Consider the following 21561-nt stretch of genomic DNA (forward strand, 5'->3'; position numbering starts at 1 on the left):
CATCCTTAATAGAAGGCTTCCCTGGGGAAAGGATTGCTCAAAGCCTTCAGGCTGCGGTCTTTTCCGCCTCGTCGTCCTTGTAGAGGTCATCGCGCGAGACCTTCTTCTCGGTCACGTTGGCGAGTTCGAGGATGAAGTCGACGACCTTGTCCTCGTAAATCGGTGCACGAAGCTGGGCCAGCGCCTGGGCGTTACTGCGGTAATAGTCCCAGACTTCCTTCTCGCGACCGGGCATCGAGCGCGCCCGCTCGATCACGGCGCGGCCGACCTCGTCGTCGGTCACGGTGATCTTGTTCTTCTCGCCGATCTCCGAGAGCACCAGGCCGAGCCGCACGCGGCGGTCGGCGATCTTGCGGTACTCTTCCTTGGCGGCGTCTTCAGTGGTGTCCTCGTCGGCAAAGGTCTTGGCCGCGGAGTCCATCTCGGCCCTGACCGAGTTCCACATCAGATTGAACTCCTCGTCGACCAGCGAGGGCGGCGCCTCGAAGCGATGGGCCTCGTCGAGCTGGTCGAGCAGCGCACGCTTGACGCGCTGGCGCGTCGCGGTCGCGAACTCGGCGACCAGCCGCTCGCGCGCGGCTTCCTTCAGCTTGTCGAGCGATTCGAGGCCGAGCGTCTTGGCGAACTCGTCGTCGATCGCGATGTCCTGCGGCGCCTCGATCGTCGTTGCAGTGGTCTCGAACTCGGCCGGCTGGCCGGCGAGCTTCTCGCTCATGTAGTTCTTGGGGAACGTCACCTTCAGCGTGCGGGTCTCGCCCGCGCCGATGCCGATGAGCTGCTCCTCGAAGCCCGGAATGAAGGTGTTGGAGCCGATCACGACCTGGATGCCCTCGCCGGTGCCGCCCTCGAAGGCTTCGCCGTTGATGGTGCCCTTGAAGCTGATGGTGACGCGGTCGCCCGACTCAGCCTTGGCGCCGTCCGCCTTCGCGGCATAGCCGCGGTTGGAATCGGCGACGCGCTTGATCGCCTCGTCAACGTCGGCGTCGGTCACGTCGGCCACCGGCTTCTCGACCTGGAAGGACTTGAAGTCGGCGAGCGCGATCGCCGGCACCACCTCGATCGCGACCGTGTAGGTCAGATCGGTCTTGCCGCTCAGCAGTTCCTCGACCTCGGCCTGCTCGCTCGGCATGGTGATCTTCGGCTCGGTCGCGAGCTTGAAGCCGCGCTCGCTGAACAGCTGCGTGTTGGTGTCGCGGATAGTCTGGTCGATGGTCTCGGCCATCACCGAGCGGCCATACACTTTCTTCAGGTGCGAGACCGGCACCTTGCCCGGACGGAAGCCGTTGATTTTGACCTTGTCCTTGAGGTCGACGAGCTTGGCACCGGCCTTGGCGTCGAGATCAGACGCAGGAACGCTGATCTTGAACTCGTGCTTCAAACCTTCCGAGAGGGTTTCTGTGACCTGCATGGCGTCCAATCTTCTTCTCGTTCGGCCCCGGCACGCTATCGCGTCGGGACGCTGTCATTAATCGATCCGGCGCGAGGCGAACGCCTCAACGCCGGCAGTTGATCGGACCGCTTCCGCCGGAAACACTCCGTGTGGAAGCAACCCTTCGGTAATCCGTGCAAACGCTGAAAGCGCTTGGTGCGGGCGGAGGGACTCGAACCCCCACAACTTTCGTCACTGGAACCTAAATCCAGCGCGTCTACCAGTTCCGCCACGCCCGCGTAATTTGCATCAAGACCGGCCGCGATGCCGCGGGCGGCGGGCTTATAACATGTGCCCGCCTGTTCGCAGCAAAAAAATGGCCTGATCCAGGCAGGCTTCAAGTAGGCGGGATGGCTGGACTTATCCAGCGCGGCGTGGTCCGGATCGAGCCATGAAACTGCGGATTTTCGACCCGACCAGACGCGAGGTTCTGGCCGGACTTGGCGCCTCGCTCGGAGCGTCTGCGGCCGGGTTTATGTCCGGCGGCGCAGGCCCGCTCGTGACCGCCCAGGTCGCGCTCCAGGCCCGACTCGCGACCTTGGCTTTGAGGTCGGGTCAGCCGGCTACACCAATCTGGGAGCTGGCCGCCGTAAGCCACACCAGGGGCGTCCGTCTCAGGCGAAGCGACCGCTGCGAGGTCGTCTTCCGCAACGACCTGCCTGTGCCGCTTGCCCCAGTCTGGTACGGCCTGAATGGCCCAGCCGCGGTCGACCCGCTGCGGGCGCGCGCGCCGACAGCGCCGGACACGGCCGAAACCTCAATTATTTCAATAGTGAGCGCCGGGACCCTGCTGGCCGACTTCCGCCTTTTCGAGGACAGCCTCAAGCAGCCCGCACGCCCCCTTCCGATCATCGCCGACGAACCGATCCGGATCGCAGTCGATCGCGACGAGATCCTGCTGATCGAGGAATGGCGAGTGCGGCCGGACGGGACCGCGCTGCCCCCGGGGCACGACCCCAGAAACACGACGCCGCTCTACACAATCAACGGGCAGACTTCATTTGAACTCTCAGCCAAGGCCGATGAGCGGATGCGGCTGCGCTTTATCAATGGCTCCCAAAGGTCTGTGCTGGCAATCAAATTGGAAAACCACGACGTCCGGGTCATGGCGCTGGACGGACAACCGGCCGAGCCGTTCCCGGCGCGGAACGGCGCCCTGGTGCTGGCTCCGGGGGCGCGCGCCGACGCCGTGGTGGATGCGGCCGCATCGGCCCCGTTCCTGCTCCATGATGGCAAGGAGGCGCGCGCCATCGGGAAGCTGACGATATCGGACAGACTGGAGCGGCGCGCCCCGCTGTTGCCGCCCGAGCGGCTGCCGCCAAACGATCTGCCCGAGAAGCTCGACCTGAGAGGCGCCCTGCGGTTCGATGTCGCGCTCGGCGCAACCGACGCCGGCTGGACGCGGCCGGCAGACTTCTCCGTCGCCTCCGTTCCCGCCTTCCGTGCCAAGCCCGGCCGCACCGTCGTTCTGGCCCTCAAGAACCCCGCGCCGGTCACCAGCGTGTTCCACCTGCACGGCCATCACTTCCGTCTGCTCGACCGGCTCGACGACGGCTGGAAGCCCTACTGGCTCGACACGCTCGCGGTCGAGCCCGGCCAGACCCAGCGCATCGCGTTCGCCGCGACCTCCCCGGACGATGGCTGATCGAGATCCGTCGTCACCGACTGGGCCGCGCCGCGGCTGGTGCGCTGGTACGCGGTGGAGTGAGTTATCGGCCCGCACGCGTCCAGAGGTAGCGGACGTCGGGCTCCCGCTCCTCGTTCCGCGTTCCGTCGGTCTTTTCGACCGGCGTGAACCCCCGCGCTTCGTAGAAGCGTCGCGCTCGCGCGTTGCGCTGGAAGGTCCAGAGCTCCAGCCGTTTGCAGGCGCCCTTGGCAATGCCGAGGAGTTCGGTGCCGACGCCGCGGCCGTGAACAGCGGGAAGCACGTAGAGCTGCTCGATCCAGCCGTCATGGAAGGCGATGAGCCCGCTGAGCTCGTCGCCGTCGAAGCGTCCCCACACGCGGCACATCGCGAAGACATGCTCGCGGTAGAACCAGCGGTCCTCGGCGGGCGTATATAGCCCGACGAGCCTAGGCATCGCATGGTCAAACGCAATCCGATGGAGCCGCGCTGCCGCGCCCGTATCGGTGAGCGCGAGCTCTCTGATCACTTAGTACTCCACCCCAAGCGCACCATAAATCCGCCGGTGCACGGCCGGCAGCGTCTCTGTCAGGTCTTCCGCGATCAGTCCGGGCCCCGCCTCGCTCGCCGCCTCGCCGTGCATCCACACACCGATGCTGGCGGCTTCGAAGGCCGGCACGCCTTGCGCCAAAAGCCCGGCGATGATCCCCGCGAGCACGTCGCCGGCGCCGGCGGTGGCGAGCCATGGCGGTGCGTTGGCAGCGATGGTGGCGCGGCCGTCGGGCGCCGCGATCGTGGTGTCCGGACCCTTCAACAGCACGACCGCGCCGGAGCGCTCGGCAGCAGCACGGACGCGCTCCAGCTTCGAGCGGCCCGGATATTTGTTGCTGAGGTCGGAGAACAGGCGGGGAAACTCGCCCTCGTGCGGCGTCAGCACCACCGCATTGTCCTGCGAGGACTTGATCGATTCGAACAGCCGCTCGGGATTCGCGGCGAAACTCGTCAGCGCATCGGCGTCGAGCACCAGATGCCGCTGCGCGCCGAGCGCCGTGTGGACGAGATCGCAGGTGCGCTCGCCGATGCCCGCGCCGGGTCCGATCATGCAGGTGTTGTAGCGCTTGTCGCCGAGCAACTCGCCGAATTCGATCGCGGTGTCGACGGGACGAACCATCACCGCGGTCAGCGCGGCCGCATTGATCGCGAGCGCATCGCGCGGGGTGGCCAGCGTCACGAGACCGGCACCGGCCCGCAGCGCCGCACGCGCAGCGAGTCGCGCAGCCCCCGTCGCCGCCGCATCGCCGGAGACCGCGAGTACGTGGCCCCGCGCATATTTGTGGCCGTCGATGCGCGGCACCGGAAAGGCGGCGCTCCAGAAATCCGGATCGTTCTCGAAAATCTGCGGCGCGATCTCGTCCAGCACCTGTGCGTCGATCCCGATGTCGGCGACGCGCACGTGGCCGCAATGCATCCGGCCGGGCATCAGGAGGTGCGCCGGCTTCTTGCGGAAGAAGGTGACGGTCTCGGTGGCATTCACCGCCACGCCCATCACGGCGGCGCTGGTCCCATTGATGCCGCTCGGCAGGTCGACCGCGAGTACGGGGGCGCCGTTGGCGTTGATCGCCTCGATCATCGCGCGCGCCTCGCCGTCGACGGGCCGACTGAGGCCAGCGCCGAACAGCGCATCGATGATCAGCGCGGGCCGTCCGATCGCCTGGGGATTGAACGGGAGCACCGGATGCTTCCAGCCGCGCGCGGCGGAGGCCGCATCGCCCTGGAGCTGGTCGCGCTCGCACATCAGGATCACCGAAACCTCCCGGCCTTGCGCTGCGAGCTCGGCGGCCACGACGAAACCGTCGCCGCCATTGTTGCCGGGGCCGGCCACGATCAGGATCGGCCCCTCCTCCACCAGCGCGCTGGCGGCTGCGGCGACGGCCTGGCCCGCGCTCAGCATCAGCTTGAAGCCGGGTGTGCCGGCCGCGATCGAGAGCTGGTCGGCGCGCGCCATCTCAGCGTTGGTCAGAACTTCCATGCCACTTCCCTGTACAAACGCCTCTTCAACAGGCATCTTCCGTGCCGATCCGACCGACGGGACATCGATCTGCACACAGATCGAACCGTTTGCCTATTTCGTAGTCTTCGGTATTTTGGGCCGGTCGGCTCCACCTATCAGAGTTGCTCGTTAAAAGGCTGATAACGCTCCAATAATCAGGGCATTTGCAACTTGGCATAGACCCTGCTTTCGAGGAAGCCGCTTCGGTTCGTCGTGCTCACTGGCATCTTTCAAGGGGTGTGGCCGGCCGTTGTTGCCGGACTGGTCAGGGTTTCAGGCATATCGAAGACACGATCGTGCGTGACAAAAGCGCATCCTGACGAAGACGTTGCTATTTGATCGAAAGGCCGGGAGGCGCGCAGTGAAGAAAATCGAAGCCATCATCAAGCCATTCAAGCTCGACGAGGTGAAGGAAGCGCTTCAGGAAGTCGGCCTGCAAGGCATTACCGTCACCGAAGCCAAGGGCTTTGGCCGCCAAAAGGGGCACGCCGAGCTTTATCGCGGCGCGGAATACATCGTCGACTTCCTGCCCAAGGTGAAGATCGAGATCGTGATCGGCGACGATCTGGTCGAACGCGCCATCGACGCAATTCGCCGCGCCGCGCAGACCGGACGGATCGGCGACGGCAAGATTTTCGTCTCCAACATCGAAGAGGCGATCCGCATCCGTACCGGCGAATCCGGGCTGGACGCTATCTGAGCCGGGTGCTATCCCGCAGCTTGCGACACTCTGAAAAGAAATAAGGCTGCTTCGGCGGCCTGATTTCGTTTGTGCGGTCGCGCGCGAACTCGCCAAAAGCGAGAACAATCTTGCTCACCTGGAAACCGACCCGCAGAGCCAAAAGGGGTATGCATGAAGACCGCCAAAGACGTCCTGAAATCGATCAAGGACAACGACGTCAAGTACGTCGACCTGCGCTTCACCGATCCGCGCGGCAAGTGGCAGCATGTGACGTTCGACGTCAGCATGATCGACGACGATATCTTCGCCGAAGGGACGATGTTCGACGGCTCCTCGATCGCCGGCTGGAAGGCGATCAACGAGTCCGACATGTGCCTGATGCCCGATCCGGTGACCGCGACGATCGATCCGTTCTTCGCCGAGACCACCATGGTCATCACCTGCGACGTGCTCGAGCCGACCACCGGCGAGGCCTACAACCGCGACCCCCGCGGCATCGCCAAGAAGGCGGAAGCCATGGTGAAGTCGATGGGCGTGGGCGACAGCGTGTTTGTCGGTCCCGAGGCCGAGTTCTTCGTGTTCGACGACGTCCGCTTCTCCAGCGGCCCCTACAACACCGGCTTCCGTCTCGACTCCTCCGAGCTGCCGACCAACTCCGACACCGAATATGAAGGCGGCAATCTCGGCCACCGCATCCGCACCAAGGGCGGCTACTTCCCCGTCCCGCCGCAGGACTCGGTGCAGGACATGCGCTCGGAAATGCTCGGCGCCATGGCCAAGATGGGCGTCAAGGTCGAGAAGCACCATCACGAGGTCGCTTCGGCCCAGCACGAACTCGGCATGAAGTTCGACACGCTGACGCTGATGGCCGACCACATGCAGATCTACAAGTACTGCATCCACCAGGTCGCGCACATCTACGGCAAGACCGCCACCTTCATGCCGAAGCCGATCTACGGCGACAACGGCTCGGGCATGCACGTGCACCAGTCGATCTGGAAGGACGGCAAGCCGGTGTTCGCCGGCAACAAGTACGCCGACCTGTCGGAGACCTGCCTCCACTACATCGGCGGCATCATCAAGCACGCCAAGGCGATCAACGCCTTCACCAACCCGTCGACCAACTCCTACAAGCGTCTGGTCCCGGGCTATGAGGCTCCCGTGCTGCTCGCCTATTCCGCGCGCAACCGCTCGGCTTCCTGCCGCATCCCCTACACGGCGAATCCGAAGGCCAAGCGTGTCGAGGTGCGTTTCCCCGATCCGCTCGCCAATCCCTATCTCGGCTTCGCATCGATGCTGATGGCCGGCCTCGACGGCATCAAGAACAAGATTGATCCGGGTCCGGCGATGGACAAGGACCTCTACGACCTGCCGAAGGAAGAGCTGAAGCAGATCCCGACCGTCTGCGGCTCGCTCCGCGAGGCGCTGGAAAATCTCGACAAGGACCGCGGCTTCCTCAAGAACGGCGGCGTGTTCGACGACGACTTCATCGACGCCTACATCGAGCTGAAGATGACCGAAGTCGCCCGCTTCGAAATGACCCCGCACCCGGTCGAATTCGACATGTACTATTCGGGCTAAGCGGCTCGAGAGACAACAATGCGAAAGGCGCTCCGAAAGGGGCGCCTTTTTGTTTGAGGCCAGCAAGCTTCGTTCTGCATCCGACTCCATTTCGTTCTCGAAGAACGAATCGGAGTCGCGAAAATCGACGCGCACCAATTCTTGCCGATTGGTTTATGCCGCCCGAAAATACTGAGAACTCGGTTCATTGGTCGAACCCACTCGCCCGGAAAATTCAACCCGATCGCCGCCGGCGCCCACGTCACCAGCGCCGCATTGCCTGCGCTGCGCTGACGTCGCGATCAGAGCGTCCGCGCGCCACTCCTACGCCGCCGCCTTCTGCTTCGCCACCAGGGCTTCGCCGAACGCCTCGAACAGCTTGCGGTTGATCGGATTGCGCTGCGGGTCGTATTCGGCGTGCCATTGCACGCCGAGCGCGAAGGTCGGGGCTTCCGCGATGCGGATCGCCTCGATGGTGCCGTCCTCGGCAACGCCTTCGATCAGTACGCGCTTGCCGGGATCGAGAATGCCCTGACCGTGCAGCGAATTGACGCGAATTTTCTCACAGCCGAGCAACTGCGCGAACGCGCCGCCCGGCGTGAGATCGACGTCGTGGCGGTCGGCGAACACCACGGTCGGGTCGGGATGGATCTCGCCGTTCTCGAGCCTCGGCATGCGGTGGTTCATGCGGCCCGGGATTTCGCGGATCTCCGGATGCAGCGAGCCGCCGAAGGCGACGTTCATCTCCTGCAAGCCGCGGCAGATGCCGAACAGCGGAATGCCGCGGGCGACGCAGGCGAGCGAGAGCGCCAGCGCGACCTCGTCGCGGTGGATGTCATAGGGCTCGTGCGCCTCACAGGGATCGACATTGAAACGGGTCGGATGAACGTTCGCGCGGGCGCCGGTCAGCACGATACCGTCGACGGTGTCGAGCAGCGCACTGATGTCGGTAATGTCGGGCGCGCCCGCAAACATCAACGGCAGGCCGCCGGAAACCTCGGCCACGGCGCGCAAATTACGCTCGCCGACCATCTGGACCTGAAATCGATTCTCGACGCGATGGGCGTTCCCGATCACGCCGACGACCGGCTTTCTCATCTTCCGTTCCGACCTCCCCGTAAGAAGATTCTCCAAACATGCCCCCGGGGTGGAACAAATTCAACTGAAGGGCACGCGGGACGGCAATGCTATTTTCGCGCAAATCCCTCCCGTGCCTCGATCTCGCTCCCGGCGGGCAGGCCGGCGGCCTTCAGCGCGGTTGCCGCCAGTTCGCCCGGCGCGGTCAGCCAGGGCAGTTTCGCCTCGATTCCACGCGTCACGGGCTCCCCGAGCACGCCACCGAAATCGATCGGCCAAAGCCCGTTGGGCACCACCTCGGCGGTGAGCCCGCGGATGGCGTAGCCGTCGCCCAGAACCGCATCGGCATGGTCGCCGGCGACAAGACGCGCGGTCCTGGGGTCTGCGGGATCGCCAAAGCTCACGAGCACGGGGACGAGGTCCCCCTGCACCGGGACAATGCCGGTCTGCCGGTTGAGCTCGCCAAACGAGACGCGGTTGCCGCGCGCGACGCCATAGGCGCGGAGCGCGACATAATTGATATCATCGAGGTCGAGCTTGGCGTCCTGCCGATGCGCCAGCAGTGCCACCAGGTTCTTTCCATGGCCGAGGTCGACGAACACGGCCTCTCCAAGCATCGTGGTGCGGCCGCCACGGCTGTAGCCGCGGTCGGGTACGACGGCCAGAATGCCGGACCCGGTCCTGATCCCGCCCGGCGTCGTCACCTCGACCGTGAGGCGATATTTGTGGCCTGGCCGATTGATCCGGATCTGGTCGCCGATCACGAGCACGGCCAGAAGCCCGAGCAGACCGGCCCATTTGCTGATGAAACTCAAGCCGCCCCCACCTGTTCTCTCCTCATCGCTCTGCACCGTTCGAACCGCAGCGTCAAACCAGCGCGTTGACGCGGTCTTGATCCGAAGCGCGTTTGTCGAGAGAGTGCGGCGGCTGCAGCCGCCGAAAAGGACTCGATGTGACGATTTCAAGAGATGAACGGCCCTCGACACGCAACGACCTGGCCTGGGCGATCTCGGTCGGCGGCATCGGTGTCGTGCTTTTCACCGCGTTGCTGGTGTTCACCTGGTATTTTGCCGCCACACTGCTGCTGATCTTCGCCGGTCTTCTGTTCGGCGTCGCCCTCAATGCACTGACCAACGCGCTCGGCCGCCGCGTGCGCCTGCCGCATACGGCTCGGCTCGCGATCGTCTGCGTCGTGCTGGCCTTGATGCTGGCGGGTGTCGCCTATCTTGGCGGCGCCACCATCGCCGAACAGGCTTCGCTGCTCAGCAAGACCATCAAGTCGCAGATCACGAACGTGAAGTCCTTCCTCGACAGCCACGGCGTCGACACCAGCTTCTTCGATCTCGGCAGCGCCGCTCCCGCCTCGGACGCGACACCGACGGAGCCCAGCCTCCCGCCCGGCGCCCCGCCAAAGAACGGATTGTCCGGCGCAGGCGCCCTCGCCTCCAGCGGCGGGGCGATCGTGAGCCAGACCTTCAAGCTGCTGCTCGGCACCATCAGCGCCGTCGGCAATATCTTCATCGTGCTGTTTCTCGGGCTGGCCTTCGCCGCACAGCCCAGCATCTATCACGACGGGCTGCTGTTCCTTGCGCCCGCAAGACATCGCATCCGCGTCGCCCTGATCATCGACCGCATCAGCGAGACGCTGGAGCGCTGGCTGATCGCGCAGATCGTCGTGATGATTGCGGTCGGCGTCGTGACCTGGATCGGGCTTGCCCTGATCGGCATCCCCGGCTCGTTCATCCTGGGGATTCAGGCCGGATTGCTCGCCTTCATCCCGACGGTCGGGGCCATCATCGCCGGCGTCATCGTCGTGCTGGCGAGCCTCGCGTCAGGCTGGGTCGCAGCGCTGTCGGCCTTCCTGCTGTTCCTCGGCGTCCATGCCATGGAAAGCTATGTGCTGACGCCATTGCTTCAGCGCCAGGCACTCGACATCCCGCCGGCGACGCTGTTCGCGTTCCAGATCCTGCTCGGCGTCGTGTTCGGAATCTGGGGCCTTGCGCTGGCGCTGCCGCTGGTCGCCATCGCCAAGGTCATGATCGACCATTTCAAGACGTATGAGGCGCCGCCGCTCGCGGAGGCGGCGTAACGTCTCGTGAAATCGCTCAGGTCGCCAGCACGGTCTCGGTGTGCTCGACCTCCGGGGGCGAGGCAAAATACTGCCCGACGAGGCCGCGCCATTCGGTGAAATTCTCGGAGCCGCGGAAATCGACGGTGTGGTTTTCCAGCGTCTCCCACTTCACCATCAGCCGGTAGCGCTGCGGCTTCTCGATCGACTTGTGCAGCTCGAAGCCGTGAAACCCCTTGGCGCGGCCGAAGGCGGCCTTGGCCTTGGCGACGGCGGCCTCGAAATCCCTCTCACTGCCCGGCTTGACGTCGATTTGCGCGATCTCGGTGATCATCGGCTTCCACCCTCTTTTGTTTGATAAGCGTGTCTACCGCAGCCGGCAAAAAAGAAAAAGGCGCCGAAATGGCGCCCTGATCGGTCAATAATGCAGGCGCTCTCAGGCGAACAGCAGAACGATCCCTGCCACGACCAGCGCGCAACCGCCAAACAACGCGAACGGCCAATAGCTGCGGCTCTGCGTGTATCGCCCTTGGGCACGGCGCTCGGTGATCAGCGCGCGTTCATATTCGTCTGCGGTCGAGAAAAGACAGGCGAACCCGCCGCGTGCCGAGGCCGCTGCGGCTTCGAGCGACATCAGGGCAGCTTGCGGATTCTGTCGGCGGATCGATTCCATGACCGCGATGGTAGGGATCGATTGGTAAACAGGGGATTACCGCAAGGCCGCTCAGTCCTCAGGCCGTGATCGGACGCGTCTGTGTCACACCTGTCCGCGCGGCACTCTGGCGGCGCCAGTTCTCCAGCGACAGCGGCAGCTCCTCGGCCGCCTCGACACGGTTACGGCCGCCGCGCTTGGCCTGGTAGAGGGCGGTGTCGGCCGAGGCCAGCAGCACCTCGAGCTCGGTGCCGGCCGGACCGCCGGCGACGCCGATGCTGACGGTGGTGTCGACCGGGCCCTCATCGACCACGACGCCGGAGGTCTCGAACGCTTCGCGCACGCGTTCGGCGACCAGCACGCCCTCCTCGAGTGAACATGGCAGGAGCGCTGCGAACTCCTCACCGCCGATGCGACCCGACATGTCGGTGATGCGCAAATTGCTGACCACGACGGTCGAGAACAGCTTCAGCATCTCGTCGCCGGCGGGATGGCCGAAACGGTCATTGATCGACTTGAAATGGTCGATGTCGAAGATCATCACGGTCACGGGACGACCGGCCTTGGCCTCGCGCTCGATCACGCGGCCGCAGGCTTCCGAGAAGCCGCGGCGGTTGAGCATGCCGGTCAGGGGATCGGTCGATGCGGCGGTCCGGTGCGCCGTCACCGTGCGCTCCGACACCAGCATGAAGATCACGAACACGGTGCCGACGGCATAAAGGATCAGCTCGACCGCGAACACGGTGACCCAGATGCTGCCGGCGAATCCGGCCTCGTTGGGGCGCAGGAAGCTGCCGAGCAGGATCGGCAACATCAATACGCAGCCGTGCATCACCGGCACCACGAAGGCCGGCCAGCGCCGCTGCAGGCTCTTGCGCCGCTCGACCCAGAGCTCGCCCGCAGTCAGCGCCGCGTAGACCGAGACGATGCCGGCACCGACGATCATGCGCAGCATCGAGGCCGCGGGATCGAGCAGCGTGGCGGCGGCGACCCAGGCCAGCGCGCCGACGAGGAGACCCGGCCAGTTCGGCTTGCGGCCGTGGAAGACGCGCGCCGCGTTCCACACCATGCCGCAGGCAACGAAGCCGACCGCGTTCAGCGCGAGATAGAGATGCGGGCCGAGCTTGTCGCCGGCCGCGGTCCATAGCGCGACCGAAGCCGCGCCCAGCAGATAGGCGGTGCCCCACCATTTCAACGCAGGACTGTTTTCCTGCCTGCCGAAAAACACCATCATGGCGCCGAGCAGTGCGGCGACCATGGTAGCGACCAAATAGAGCGTGATGCTATCGAGCGACATCATGTCGGCCCCCTCTTAAGAAATAGCAGTTACGCGATCGGCACATCCGAATTGCGCGCCCTTCCAGATGCGACGCTATGTCCAGCGGGTTCGATTCAGGTTTTCGCGCGTGGCCAAGTTTTCAGGAAACTCGCCATCAATTTGCGTACAAACGAACAGCAAAAAGGGCGCTGAAATCAGCGCCCTTTTGCATCTCATTGAAGCCGCTTTCGCGGCGAATGTGACCGAAGCGATTAACGCTTCGAGAACTGGAAGGACCGGCGGGCCTTGGCCTTGCCGTACTTCTTGCGCTCGACCACGCGCGAGTCGCGGGTGAGGAAGCCGCCCTTCTTGAGCACCGAGCGCAGTTCCGGCTCGAAATAGGTCAGCGCCTTGGAGATGCCGTGACGGACTGCGCCGGCCTGGCCGGACAGGCCACCGCCGGCGACGGTGCAGATCACGTCGTACTGGCCGGAACGCGAGGCCACGGAGAACGGCTGCTCGATCATCATGCGCAGCACGGGACGGGCGAAATAGACCTCGACCTCGCGCGAGTTGACCGTGACCTTGCCGGCGCCCGGCTTGATCCAGACGCGAGCGACCGCGTCCTTGCGCTTGCCGGTGGCGTAGGCGCGGTTGAACTTGTCGACCTTCTTCTCGTGCTTGGGCGCATCGGGCGCCGCCGTCTTGAGCTGCGAGAGCTGGTCGAGCGACTGAATGGATTCGGCCATGGTTATGCGGCCCTCGTGTTCTTGCGGTTCAACTTGGCGATGTCGATCTTCTCGGGCGTCTGCGCTTCGTGCGGATGCTCGGCACCGCCATAGACACGGAGGTTGCCCATCTGCACGCGGCCGAGCGGACCACGCGGGATCATGCGCTCGACGGCCTTCTCCAGCACGCGCTCGGGATGCTTGCCCTCGAGGATCTGGCGCGCGGTGCGCTCCTTGACGTGGCCGACATAGCCGGTGTGCTTGTAATAGGTCTTCTGCTCGCGCTTGCGGCCGGTGAGGACCGCATGCTGCGCGTTGATGATGATGACGTTGTCGCCGCAATCAACGTGCGGGGTGTAGGTCGGGAGGTGCTTGCCGCGCAGGCGCATGGCGACGATGGTGGCGAGGCGGCCGACGACCAGACCCTTGGCGTCGATCAGCACCCACTTCTTCGTCACCTCAGCCGGCTTTGCCGAGAAGGTTTTCATATCGGAGTTTCCGTGGACGGGAGACATCGGCGCGAACACCGCGCCGGACTGCGCGGTTTTCTAGAGAAGAGAGGCGCAACGGTCAATGCCCCGTCACGGAAATTAGATGTTGAAAATCAATGTCTTACAAATACGGTGCTATAATACCCTCAAAAAGCTCAAACAGTTGGAATGGAATAGGTCGAGGTGACATGGGCGATCGGATCGGGTGAGGTGCCGGACAAGAGGTTCACCTCCCCGACCGCCAGCCGCTTGCCGAGCTTGAGCAGCCTAGCCTCCGCCAGCACGTCCTGCCCGGGCTGGCCCTTGCGCAGGAAATTGATGTTGAGATTGGTGGTCACGGCGAGCCCGATAGGGCCGATCGCGGACAGGAGCACCACATACATCGCGAAATCGGCCAGGGCCATCAGCGTCGGCCCAGACACGGTTCCGCCGGGCCGCAGCATCCTTTCGCTATAACGCTGGCGCAGGAGACAGGTCTGGCCGTCCGCGCTCTCGATCGTGATGTCGTCGCCGCTGAAGGCCTGGGGAAACTCGTCGCGGAGAAACTGCTCGACCTCCGCCACGCTCATTTTCGCTAACGCCATGCTACGCCTCACCCTCGCTTCACGTCTCCTGTTACATTAAGTTGTCTGTGTCATCCAATTGCAATCATTCAAACGGAAATCGCGCCAATGCCCGTCCAGGCCGCCCGCGTCCCCTCCCCGCAACCGCCGATTTTGCTCCGCGAAACAATCGGCAGCATTGCGATCCTGACGCTCAACCGTCCGGCCGCGCGCAACAGCCTGTCGGCGGCGATGATTGCAGCCGTGCATGCCGAGCTCAACGAGATCCACGACGACAAGGCGATCCGCGGCGTGGTGATCGCCGCCAACGGCCCTGCCTTCTCCGCCGGCCACGACATGAAGGAGCTGACCGCCCGCCGCGCCGACCCCGATCGCGGCCGCGCCTTCTTTGCCGAGATGATGACCGCCTGCAGCGCGATGATGCAGGCCGTCGTGCGCCTGCCGAAGCCCGTGGTCGCCGCCGTCCAGGGCATCGCAACCGCGGCCGGCTGCCAGCTCGTGGCGAGTTGCGATCTCGCGATTGCCTCGGAAGCCGCGAGCTTCGCCACGCCCGGCGTCGACATCGGCCTGTTCTGCTCGACGCCGATGGTCGCGCTGTCGCGTAACGTGCCGCGCAAGCAGGCGATGGAGATGCTGCTCACGGGCGAGCCGGTCCCGGCCGCGCGCGCCCGTGAGATCGGCCTCGTCAATCGCGTGGTTGCGGCCGGCACCGAGCGCGACGCCGCGATTGCGCTGGCAGAAAAGGTCGCACTGAAATCGGCCTACACGGTCAAGCTCGGCAAGGAAGCGTTCTATCGCCAGGCCGAGATGAACCTCGCCGACGCCTATCGCTACGCGGCAGAGGTGATGACCGAGAACATGATGGCGCGCGACGCCGAGGAAGGCATCAAGGCCTTCATCGAGAAGCGCACGCCGACATGGCGGGATGAATAGAATCGTCATTGCGAGCGAAGCGAAGCAATCCAGAATCTTTCCACCGAGGTAGTCTGGATTGCTTCGTCGCTTCGCTCCTCGCAATGACAGCAAGAAGAAGAGCTCATGAATCACGACGCCTATCCCGACAATTACATCCGCGGCATCCTCAACGGCGTGAAGTCGATCGCAATGGTCGGCGCCTCGCCGGTCAATGTGCGGCCGAGCTATTTCGCATTCAAATATCTGGCGCAGCGCGGCTACGACATGATCCCAGTCAATCCCGGCCATGTCGGCAAGGAGCTGCTCGGAAAGCCCTTCATCGCCTCGCTGTCCGACATCGGTCATCCCGTCGACATGATCGACATCTTCCGCAATTCCAGCCACATCCTGCCGGTCGTGGAAGAGGCGCTCACGCTCGATCCGCTGCCGAAGGTGATCTGGATGCAGCTCGGCGGACGTGACGATGCGGCGGCGGCGAAAGCGGAGTCGGTCGGGATCAAGGTCGTGATGAACCGCTGCCCCAAGATCGAATATGGCCGTTTGTCGTCCGAGATCTCCTGGATGGGTGTGAACTCACGCACGCTGAGTTCCAAGCGCGCGCCGGCGCCGACGCAAGGCATGCGTCTATCCCTCAATCGGATGAGTGTCGGTGGCGGCGATACCGCGGCCTCGGATCGCGCTGCAAAAAACAAGACCGATCAGAGCTGACGCAATCGCGAAGCATTCGTTTCGCGGACGCGGCAATGCGTAGCATGATCGTTTCGATGTGAAGCAGCGCCTTGACGGCAGGCGCGGCGCCGACCAGCATGCCGCGCGATTTCAGACCACAAGAAACAGGACGCCCCCAATGAGCGATCGCCTTCCGGGATTTTCCACCCTTGCCGTGCATGCCGGTGCACAGCCCGATCCCACCACCGGTGCGCGCGCGACCCCGATTTATCAAACGACGTCTTTCGTCTTCAACGACGCCGACCACGCCGCCTCGTTGTTCGGCCTGCAGGCGTTCGGCAACATCTATACGCGCATCGGCAACCCCACCAACGCGGTACTGGAGGAGCGCGTTGCCGCGCTCGAAGGCGGCACCGCCGCGCTCGCGGTCGCCTCGGGCCATGCCGCACAGGTCGTGGTGCTGCAGCAACTGCTCCAGCCCGGCGACGAGTTCATCGCCGCGCGAAAGCTCTATGGCGGTTCGATCAACCAGTTCACGCACGCGTTCAAGAGCTTCGGCTGGAACGTGGTGTGGGCCGATCCCGATGACATCGGCAGCTTCGAGAGCGCGGTGACGCCGCGCACGAAAGCGATCTTCATCGAATCCATCGCCAATCCCGCCGGCAGCATCACCGACATCGAGGCGATCTCCACCGTCGCCCGCAAAGCCGGCGTGCCGCTGATCGTCGACAACACGCTGGCCTCGCCCTATCTGATCCGCCCGATCGACCACGGCGCCGACATCGTCGTGCATTCGCTGACGAAGTTTCTCGGCGGCCACGGCAACTCGCTTGGCGGCATCATCGTCGATGCCGGCACCTTCGATTGGTCGGCGAGCGGCAAATATCCGATGCTGTCCGAGCCGCGGCCGGAATATCACGGCATCCGCCTCCAGGAGACGTTTGGCAATTTCGCCTTCGCGATCGCCTGCCGCGTGCTCGGCCTGCGCGACCTCGGTCCGGCGCTGTCGCCGTTCAACGCGTTCATGATTCTGACCGGCATCGAGACGCTGCCGCTGCGCATGCAGAGGCACTGCGAAAACGCCAAGGCGGTTGCCGAATTCCTCGCCGGCCATCCGGCGGTGGCCTCGGTCAGCTATGCGGGCCTTGCCAGCGACAAGTACCACCAGCTCGCCCGCAAATATGCGCCGAAGGGCGCAGGCGCCGTGTTCACCTTCAGCCTCAAGGGCGGCTACGATGCCGGCGTCAGCCTCGTGTCGAAACTGCAGCTGTTCTCGCATCTGGCCAATGTCGGCGACACCCGCTCGCTGGTGATCCATCCGGCCTCGACCACGCACAGCCAGCTCGACGACGCCGCAAAGGTCAAGTCCGGCGCCGGCCCCGATGTGGTCAGGCTCTCGATCGGCATCGAGGACAAGGAAGATCTGATCGCCGATCTGGAACAGGCACTGGGGGCGTAGTTGGTGTCGCTCCGGGGCGGCGCAAACAGCCGCCCCCGCGCCGTCAGTTAACAGTCATTAACCATATCTGCCGCATACATCGGTCTTGGATCGCCCTGTTTGATTCGGAGCCAACGATGCTGCGCTGGATGGTGCCTGCCCTTGCGGTGATGCTGACGGTCTCGAGCGCGCTCGCCGCCGATCTGCCGGCCACACCGAAGCGCCGGACCGTGGCTCCGCCGCAGGAGCCGCCAAAGGTCTACGTCGAAACCGATCCGGATGCGTTGATCTCGCCGGCCTATGGCATCGGCAGCTACATCCGCAACCTGCCGGGCGCCCCGCTCCTGCCCGGCGCGCATACGCTGCCGGGTTATTACGGCCGCCCCTGGGACTACGACTATCAGGGCGCGTATTACGGCGGGAAGCAGGTCGACTATTTCTGGCGCCTGCCCTACTCGTGCGGCATCTACGGCTATTGCTGACCTGATCAGCCGGGCTGATGGTGATCAGCCGGCCTGACCGACCGGAACCGCGCGCGGCTGCGCCTGCGTGGACTGCCGCGACGTCAGCCGTTCCACTTGCATCACCGCGAGCGTCAGCACCGCGATCGCCACCGCCTGATGCGAAAGCGCGAGATCAATTGGCACCTGGTTGAGCAGCGTGAGGATGCCGAGCACCGCCTGCAGGCTCACCGCCGCGACCAGCCAGAGCGCGCCGCTGGCAGCCAGCCCCGCGCGCGAACGCACCGCGTCGATCGCGTGCAGCGCGGCCAGCGCGAACAGCGCATAGGCCGTCATGCGGTGCTCAAACTGCACCGTCAGCACATTGTCGAACATGTTGCGCCACCACGGCGTTTCGAACCACAGCCGCTCGGCGGAGGGAATGAACGCGCCGTCGATCTGCGGCCAGGTATTGTAGGCGCGCCCGGCGCGCAGGCCGGCGACCAGCGCGCCGAAATAGATTTGTACGAAGGTCACGACGAGAAGCAGCACGCTGGTGAAGCGCAGGCGCGCGGGTGCGGCGATCTGCGGCCGCTCTTTGAGCCGCCGCACCGTCCACACGATGCCGGCGAAGATCAGCAGCGCCAGCAGCAGGTGCGTCGCCAGCCGATATTGCGACACCTCGACCCGTTCCGTCAGGCCCGAGGCCACCATCCACCAGCCGACCGCGCCCTGGAGGCCACCGAGCGCGAACAGCAACCACAGCCGCCGTTTCAAGTCACCGGCCAGGCCGCCGCGCCACAGGAAGAACAGGAACGGCAAGAGATAAGCGACGCCGATGAAGCGGCCGAGCAGCCGGTGGCTCCATTCCCACCAGAAGATCTGCTTGAACTCGGACAGGCTCATGCCGGCGTTGAGCTCACGATATTGCGGGATCTTCTTGTAGGCTTCGAACGCTTCGGTCCACTGCGCATCCGAGAGCGGCGGCACGCTGCCCGTGACCGGCTTCCACTCGACGATCGAGAGCCCGGATTCCGTCAGCCGCGTCGCGCCGCCGACCAGCACCATCAGCGCGATCAGCGCGGCCACCGAGATCAGCCACCAGCGCACGGCGCGATGCGGGTTGTTGGAGGCGGGAATCGTCGTCATTCGGGAGCGAAACCAGTACTTCAGCTAACCTGGACTTGAGCTAATGAGGCTTGAACCGGACTGCGTGCCCCTTATAGTCCCCCGCTCCCGCAGCGCAAGTTACGCGAAAGCCGCAGCATTCCATCATGACGATCCGCACCCGCAAGTTCCTCGGCGCCATCCTGCTCCTGGTGCTCGCCACCGTCTGGGCCCTGCTCGGCATGGCTCTGGCGCAGATGCCGTGGATCGCCGAGTCCGGCTGGCGGCAGGCGATCTATTACGTGGTGGTCGGCATGGGGTGGGTCTTACCGGCGATGCCGATCGTGAGCTGGATGCAGCGCCCCGACCGTATCAAATCTAGCTCGTGAGACTGCCGGTCGGTTTCACCGGCGCAAAGGCAATACCCGATACCAGCACGCGCAGCATGCGCAGCGAGCGTACGCGGCCATCCCAGGAAATCCGCGGCAGCGCACGCAGATTGGTGCGGCCCTCCGCGTCCACGATGCCTGATATCGCCGACACCGCGCTGGCAAAGCCGGCCTCCTCGGCCATCACGACATGGCTGCGCCGGAACGAGGCGCGATCGCCGAACGGAAACGCCAGGTGCCGGATCTCGCGGTGGAACGCCGATTCCGCCACCGCCTTGCCCATCGTCATCTCGCGCAGCGCGGCTGTGTCCTTCATGTTGGCGAGGACGGGATAGTTCACGGTCGCGCTGCCGACGGTGACGAGCGGATCGGCCGCCAGCCTCGCCAGATCCTCCCAGTCCATCGACGCCGCGCGCGAGGCGCGGCAAGGTCGATCCGGTAGCGCGTGCACAGATCGGCGATCGCCGCCGACACATCCACCGGCGGCAGCGTGCGCAGCCAGCTCTCGAGATGCGAAAACAGCGCCTGCTTCTCGGCTGTACTGGTGACGACGAAGCGCTGTTCCTTTTCGCCCACCATCAGACTGATGCGGCTCTCGCGCGCGATCACCTGCTCGAGCCCGAGCCACCAGGCCTCCCCGACGCCATCGGGAAACGCGGTCGGCACGTAGATCGTGAACGGCACGGCGTGCCGCGCCAGCACCGGATAGGCGAAGCTGATGAGATCCTTGTTCGCGCCGTCGAAGGTGAGCGCGACGAAGCGCCGATCCTCCGGCAGGGTCACCGCGCGGCGGCAGACTTCGTCCATGCCGACGAAATCAAAATTCCACCGCTTCAGCGCGCGGATGGCGCGGTCGAGGAATTGCGGCGTGATCTCGTGCTCGCGCAGCGGCTGGAACGCGCCGCGCCGCCGCGGCCGCACGTGCGTAAAGCGCAGGATTGCGCCGGCCCCACGACTGCGCAACGCCGCCTGCCCGGTGAACCAGGCCAGTTCAAGCCGTAACCGCTCCAGCCACCTGTCGTCGGATGACAATATCCCGCCTTCGCGTTCGCCGTCGGCCTGTTTGCTTGCCTATTGTCCTTACCCTTTGTTGACATTTCTTTGCAAAGGTCGGCCACAGGCCGAATTACGTAAATTTTCGTTTCTCGACAGGTTTCGTGAATGACCATGGCTGCGGCGATGCAAAGCCGGACGGCAGAATCGCCAGCGAGGTCAAAAGCGAGCCGGATCGCGCATGTCGACATCGTCGGCGACCTCGGCGAGGCCGAAGCCATCTGGCGCGCTTTCGAGGAGAGCGGCCACCTCTTCACGCCCTATCAGCGCTTCGACCTGCTCGGCCCCTGGCAACGGCTGGTCGGCGGCTGCGATAGCGCCCGTCCCTTCATCGTGATCGCCCGCGACACCGAGCGCCGGCCGCTCGTGCTGCTACCGCTCTCGCTGCGCCAGAGCCACGGCGTGCGCACCGCCTGCTTCATGGGCGGCAAGCACACCACCTTCAACATGGGCCTGTGGAACGCCGAGTTCGCCGCAGAGGCCGGCGCGGCCGATCTCGACGCGCTGCTTGCGCCGCTGCGCGAGCATGCCGACGTGCTGTCGCTGACACAGCAGCCGCTGCGCTGGAACGACCAGCAGAACCCGTTTGCGGCTCTGCCACGCCAGAGCGCGATCAACGGCTGCCCGCTGCTGGTGATGGAGCCCGGCGGCCCGCCCGCATCGCGCATCAGCAATTCCTTCCGCCGCCGCCTCAAGAGCAAGGAGAAGAAGCTCCAGTCGCTCGCCGGCTATCGCTATCACCTCGCGACCACCGACGCGGACGTCACCCGCCTGCTCGACTGGTTCTTCCGCGTCAAGCCGGCGCGGATGGCCGAGCAGAAGTTGCCTGACGTCTTCGCCGAGCCCGGCGTCGGGAAGTTCATCCGCAGCGCCTGCCTCGCGCCGCGCGGCGAAGGCCGAGTCATCGACATCCATGCGCTCGAATGCGACGAGGAGGTGATCGCGATCTTCGCCGGCGTCGCCGACGGCCAGCGCTTCTCGATGATGTTCAACACCTACACGATGTCCGAGCACGCCCGCTACAGCCCCGGGCTGATCCTGATGCGCTACATCATCGATCGCTACGCCGAGCGCGGCTACCGCTCGCTCGACCTCGGCATCGGCTCGGACGAGTACAAGCGGATGTTCTGCAAGGACGACGAAGACATTTTCGACAGCTTCGTGCCCCTGACCTCCCGCGGCAAGCTCGCGGCGATGGCGATGTCGTCCTTGAGCCACGGCAAAAGGCTGGTGAAGCAGAACCAGATGCTGCTCGACCTCGCACAGCGACTACGGCGGGCGCTCGGGTAGCTACCCGCGCCGCTAATCCATCCAGCCCTGTCGGGTGGGCAAAGCGAAACGTGCCCACCACGTCAGCCGCAGATCGTG

Annotated in this window: 21 protein-coding genes, 1 tRNA gene and 2 pseudogenes; 10 read left to right on the plus strand and 14 right to left on the minus strand. The window is 64.8% G+C overall.

All coding sequences use genetic code 11. The features are described from left to right. Positions 1-46: 46 nt before the first annotated feature. Positions 47-1408, minus strand: coding sequence for a trigger factor (gene tig / locus ACQ86E_RS33345; RefSeq protein ID WP_431203551.1), 1362 nt, complete (start codon positions 1406-1408; stop codon positions 47-49). Positions 1409-1583: 175 nt separating this feature from the next. Continuing rightward, a tRNA-Leu gene (locus ACQ86E_RS33350) sits at positions 1584-1668 on the minus strand. Between the two features lie 152 nt (positions 1669-1820). Between ACQ86E_RS33350 and ACQ86E_RS33355 the strand changes: the two are divergent. Further along, positions 1821-3137: pseudogene (locus ACQ86E_RS33355) on the plus strand (multicopper oxidase domain-containing protein). Between the two features lies 1 nt (position 3138). On the opposite strand, the gene ACQ86E_RS33360 reads toward ACQ86E_RS33355, so the two are convergent. Continuing rightward, on the minus strand, positions 3139-3582 hold the full coding sequence (locus ACQ86E_RS33360) for a GNAT family N-acetyltransferase (protein WP_431203552.1): 444 nt from the start codon (positions 3580-3582) through the stop codon (positions 3139-3141). Further along, entirely contained in the window at positions 3583-5082 is a 1500-nt protein-coding gene (locus ACQ86E_RS33365) for an NAD(P)H-hydrate dehydratase (RefSeq protein ID WP_431203553.1), read from the minus strand. It lies immediately after the preceding gene. Between the two features lie 382 nt (positions 5083-5464). On the opposite strand from ACQ86E_RS33365, the gene ACQ86E_RS33370 reads away from it, so the two are divergent. Together ACQ86E_RS33370 and glnA are read left to right on the plus strand one after the other, a co-directional pair. Continuing rightward, positions 5465-5803: a P-II family nitrogen regulator gene (locus tag ACQ86E_RS33370; protein ID WP_007603495.1), complete on the plus strand. Its 339-nt coding sequence runs from the start codon at positions 5465-5467 to the stop codon at positions 5801-5803. Between the two features lie 153 nt (positions 5804-5956). Continuing rightward, positions 5957-7366 (plus strand): type I glutamate--ammonia ligase, encoded by a 1410-nt coding sequence (gene glnA, locus ACQ86E_RS33375; protein ID WP_015685734.1) that lies wholly within the window; start codon positions 5957-5959, stop codon positions 7364-7366. Positions 7367-7669: 303 nt separating this feature from the next. Here the strand turns inward: glnA and ACQ86E_RS33380 are convergent, their stop codons facing one another. Beyond that, positions 7670-8443: a gamma-glutamyl-gamma-aminobutyrate hydrolase family protein gene (locus tag ACQ86E_RS33380; protein WP_431203554.1), complete on the minus strand. Its 774-nt coding sequence runs from the start codon at positions 8441-8443 to the stop codon at positions 7670-7672. A gap of 89 nt (positions 8444-8532) precedes the next feature. Continuing rightward, positions 8533-9237, minus strand: a complete 705-nt coding sequence (locus ACQ86E_RS33385; protein WP_431203555.1) for a hypothetical protein — start codon at positions 9235-9237, stop codon at positions 8533-8535. 137 nt (positions 9238-9374) lie between these two features. Here ACQ86E_RS33385 and ACQ86E_RS33390 point away from each other — a divergent pair, with 137 nt between their 5' ends. Beyond that, the gene (locus ACQ86E_RS33390; protein WP_431203556.1) at positions 9375-10511 is read left to right on the plus strand and encodes an AI-2E family transporter; all 1137 of its coding nucleotides are present in this window, start codon (positions 9375-9377) and stop codon (positions 10509-10511) included. Between the two features lie 16 nt (positions 10512-10527). Here the strand turns inward: ACQ86E_RS33390 and ACQ86E_RS33395 are convergent, their stop codons facing one another. The 6 genes from ACQ86E_RS33395 to ACQ86E_RS33420 all read right to left on the minus strand — a co-directional run bounded on the left by ACQ86E_RS33395 (position 10528) and on the right by ACQ86E_RS33420 (position 14203). Continuing rightward, positions 10528-10824, minus strand: a complete 297-nt coding sequence (locus ACQ86E_RS33395; RefSeq protein WP_431203557.1) for an antibiotic biosynthesis monooxygenase family protein — start codon at positions 10822-10824, stop codon at positions 10528-10530. A gap of 102 nt (positions 10825-10926) precedes the next feature. Then, positions 10927-11163, minus strand: a complete 237-nt coding sequence (locus ACQ86E_RS33400) for a hypothetical protein (protein WP_151649894.1) — start codon at positions 11161-11163, stop codon at positions 10927-10929. Between the two features lie 58 nt (positions 11164-11221). Beyond that, positions 11222-12442, minus strand: a complete 1221-nt coding sequence (locus tag ACQ86E_RS33405) for a diguanylate cyclase (RefSeq protein WP_431203558.1) — start codon at positions 12440-12442, stop codon at positions 11222-11224. A gap of 230 nt (positions 12443-12672) precedes the next feature. Next, positions 12673-13149, minus strand: a complete 477-nt coding sequence (gene rpsI / locus ACQ86E_RS33410; RefSeq protein WP_431203559.1) for a 30S ribosomal protein S9 — start codon at positions 13147-13149, stop codon at positions 12673-12675. Between the two features lie 2 nt (positions 13150-13151). After that, positions 13152-13616, minus strand: coding sequence for a 50S ribosomal protein L13 (rplM, locus tag ACQ86E_RS33415; protein WP_431203560.1), 465 nt, complete (start codon positions 13614-13616; stop codon positions 13152-13154). Between the two features lie 158 nt (positions 13617-13774). Further along, positions 13775-14203: a PaaI family thioesterase gene (locus ACQ86E_RS33420; RefSeq protein ID WP_431203561.1), complete on the minus strand. Its 429-nt coding sequence runs from the start codon at positions 14201-14203 to the stop codon at positions 13775-13777. A gap of 87 nt (positions 14204-14290) precedes the next feature. Between ACQ86E_RS33420 and ACQ86E_RS33425 the strand changes: the two genes are divergently transcribed. From ACQ86E_RS33425 to ACQ86E_RS33440, 4 genes are all read left to right on the plus strand, one after another. After that, a complete protein-coding gene (locus tag ACQ86E_RS33425; protein ID WP_431203562.1) occupies positions 14291-15115 on the plus strand; it encodes an enoyl-CoA hydratase in 825 nt (274 codons plus the stop codon). A 105-nt stretch (positions 15116-15220) separates the two neighbouring features. Then, positions 15221-15805 carry a CoA-binding protein gene (locus ACQ86E_RS33430; protein ID WP_431203563.1) on the plus strand — a complete coding sequence of 195 codons (585 nt, stop codon included), beginning with the start codon at positions 15221-15223 and terminating at the stop codon, positions 15803-15805. Between the two features lie 139 nt (positions 15806-15944). After that, positions 15945-17225, plus strand: a complete 1281-nt coding sequence (locus ACQ86E_RS33435; protein WP_431203564.1) for an O-acetylhomoserine aminocarboxypropyltransferase — start codon at positions 15945-15947, stop codon at positions 17223-17225. Between the two features lie 116 nt (positions 17226-17341). Continuing rightward, a complete protein-coding gene (locus tag ACQ86E_RS33440) occupies positions 17342-17686 on the plus strand; it encodes a hypothetical protein (RefSeq protein ID WP_431203565.1) in 345 nt (114 codons plus the stop codon). 24 nt (positions 17687-17710) lie between these two features. Here ACQ86E_RS33440 and ACQ86E_RS33445 read toward each other — a convergent pair whose 3' ends face one another. Continuing rightward, on the minus strand, positions 17711-18793 hold the full coding sequence (locus ACQ86E_RS33445; RefSeq protein WP_431203566.1) for a COX15/CtaA family protein: 1083 nt from the start codon (positions 18791-18793) through the stop codon (positions 17711-17713). A gap of 125 nt (positions 18794-18918) precedes the next feature. On the opposite strand from ACQ86E_RS33445, the gene ACQ86E_RS33450 reads away from it, so the two are divergent. Beyond that, a complete protein-coding gene (locus ACQ86E_RS33450) occupies positions 18919-19140 on the plus strand; it encodes a DUF2842 domain-containing protein (protein ID WP_015685717.1) in 222 nt (73 codons plus the stop codon). Here ACQ86E_RS33450 and ACQ86E_RS33455 read toward each other — a convergent pair. Further along, a pseudogene (locus tag ACQ86E_RS33455) lies at positions 19130-20172 on the minus strand (polysaccharide deacetylase family protein). The gene ACQ86E_RS33450 and the pseudogene ACQ86E_RS33455 overlap by 11 nt on opposite strands. A gap of 129 nt (positions 20173-20301) precedes the next feature. Here ACQ86E_RS33455 and ACQ86E_RS33460 point away from each other — a divergent pair. Further along, a complete protein-coding gene (locus ACQ86E_RS33460) occupies positions 20302-21483 on the plus strand; it encodes a GNAT family N-acetyltransferase (protein ID WP_431203567.1) in 1182 nt (393 codons plus the stop codon). Positions 21484-21561 lie beyond the last annotated feature (78 nt).

Source organism: Bradyrhizobium betae (genome assembly GCF_050632175.1).
GTDB classification, from domain to species: Bacteria; Pseudomonadota; Alphaproteobacteria; order Rhizobiales; family Xanthobacteraceae; genus Bradyrhizobium; species Bradyrhizobium betae_B.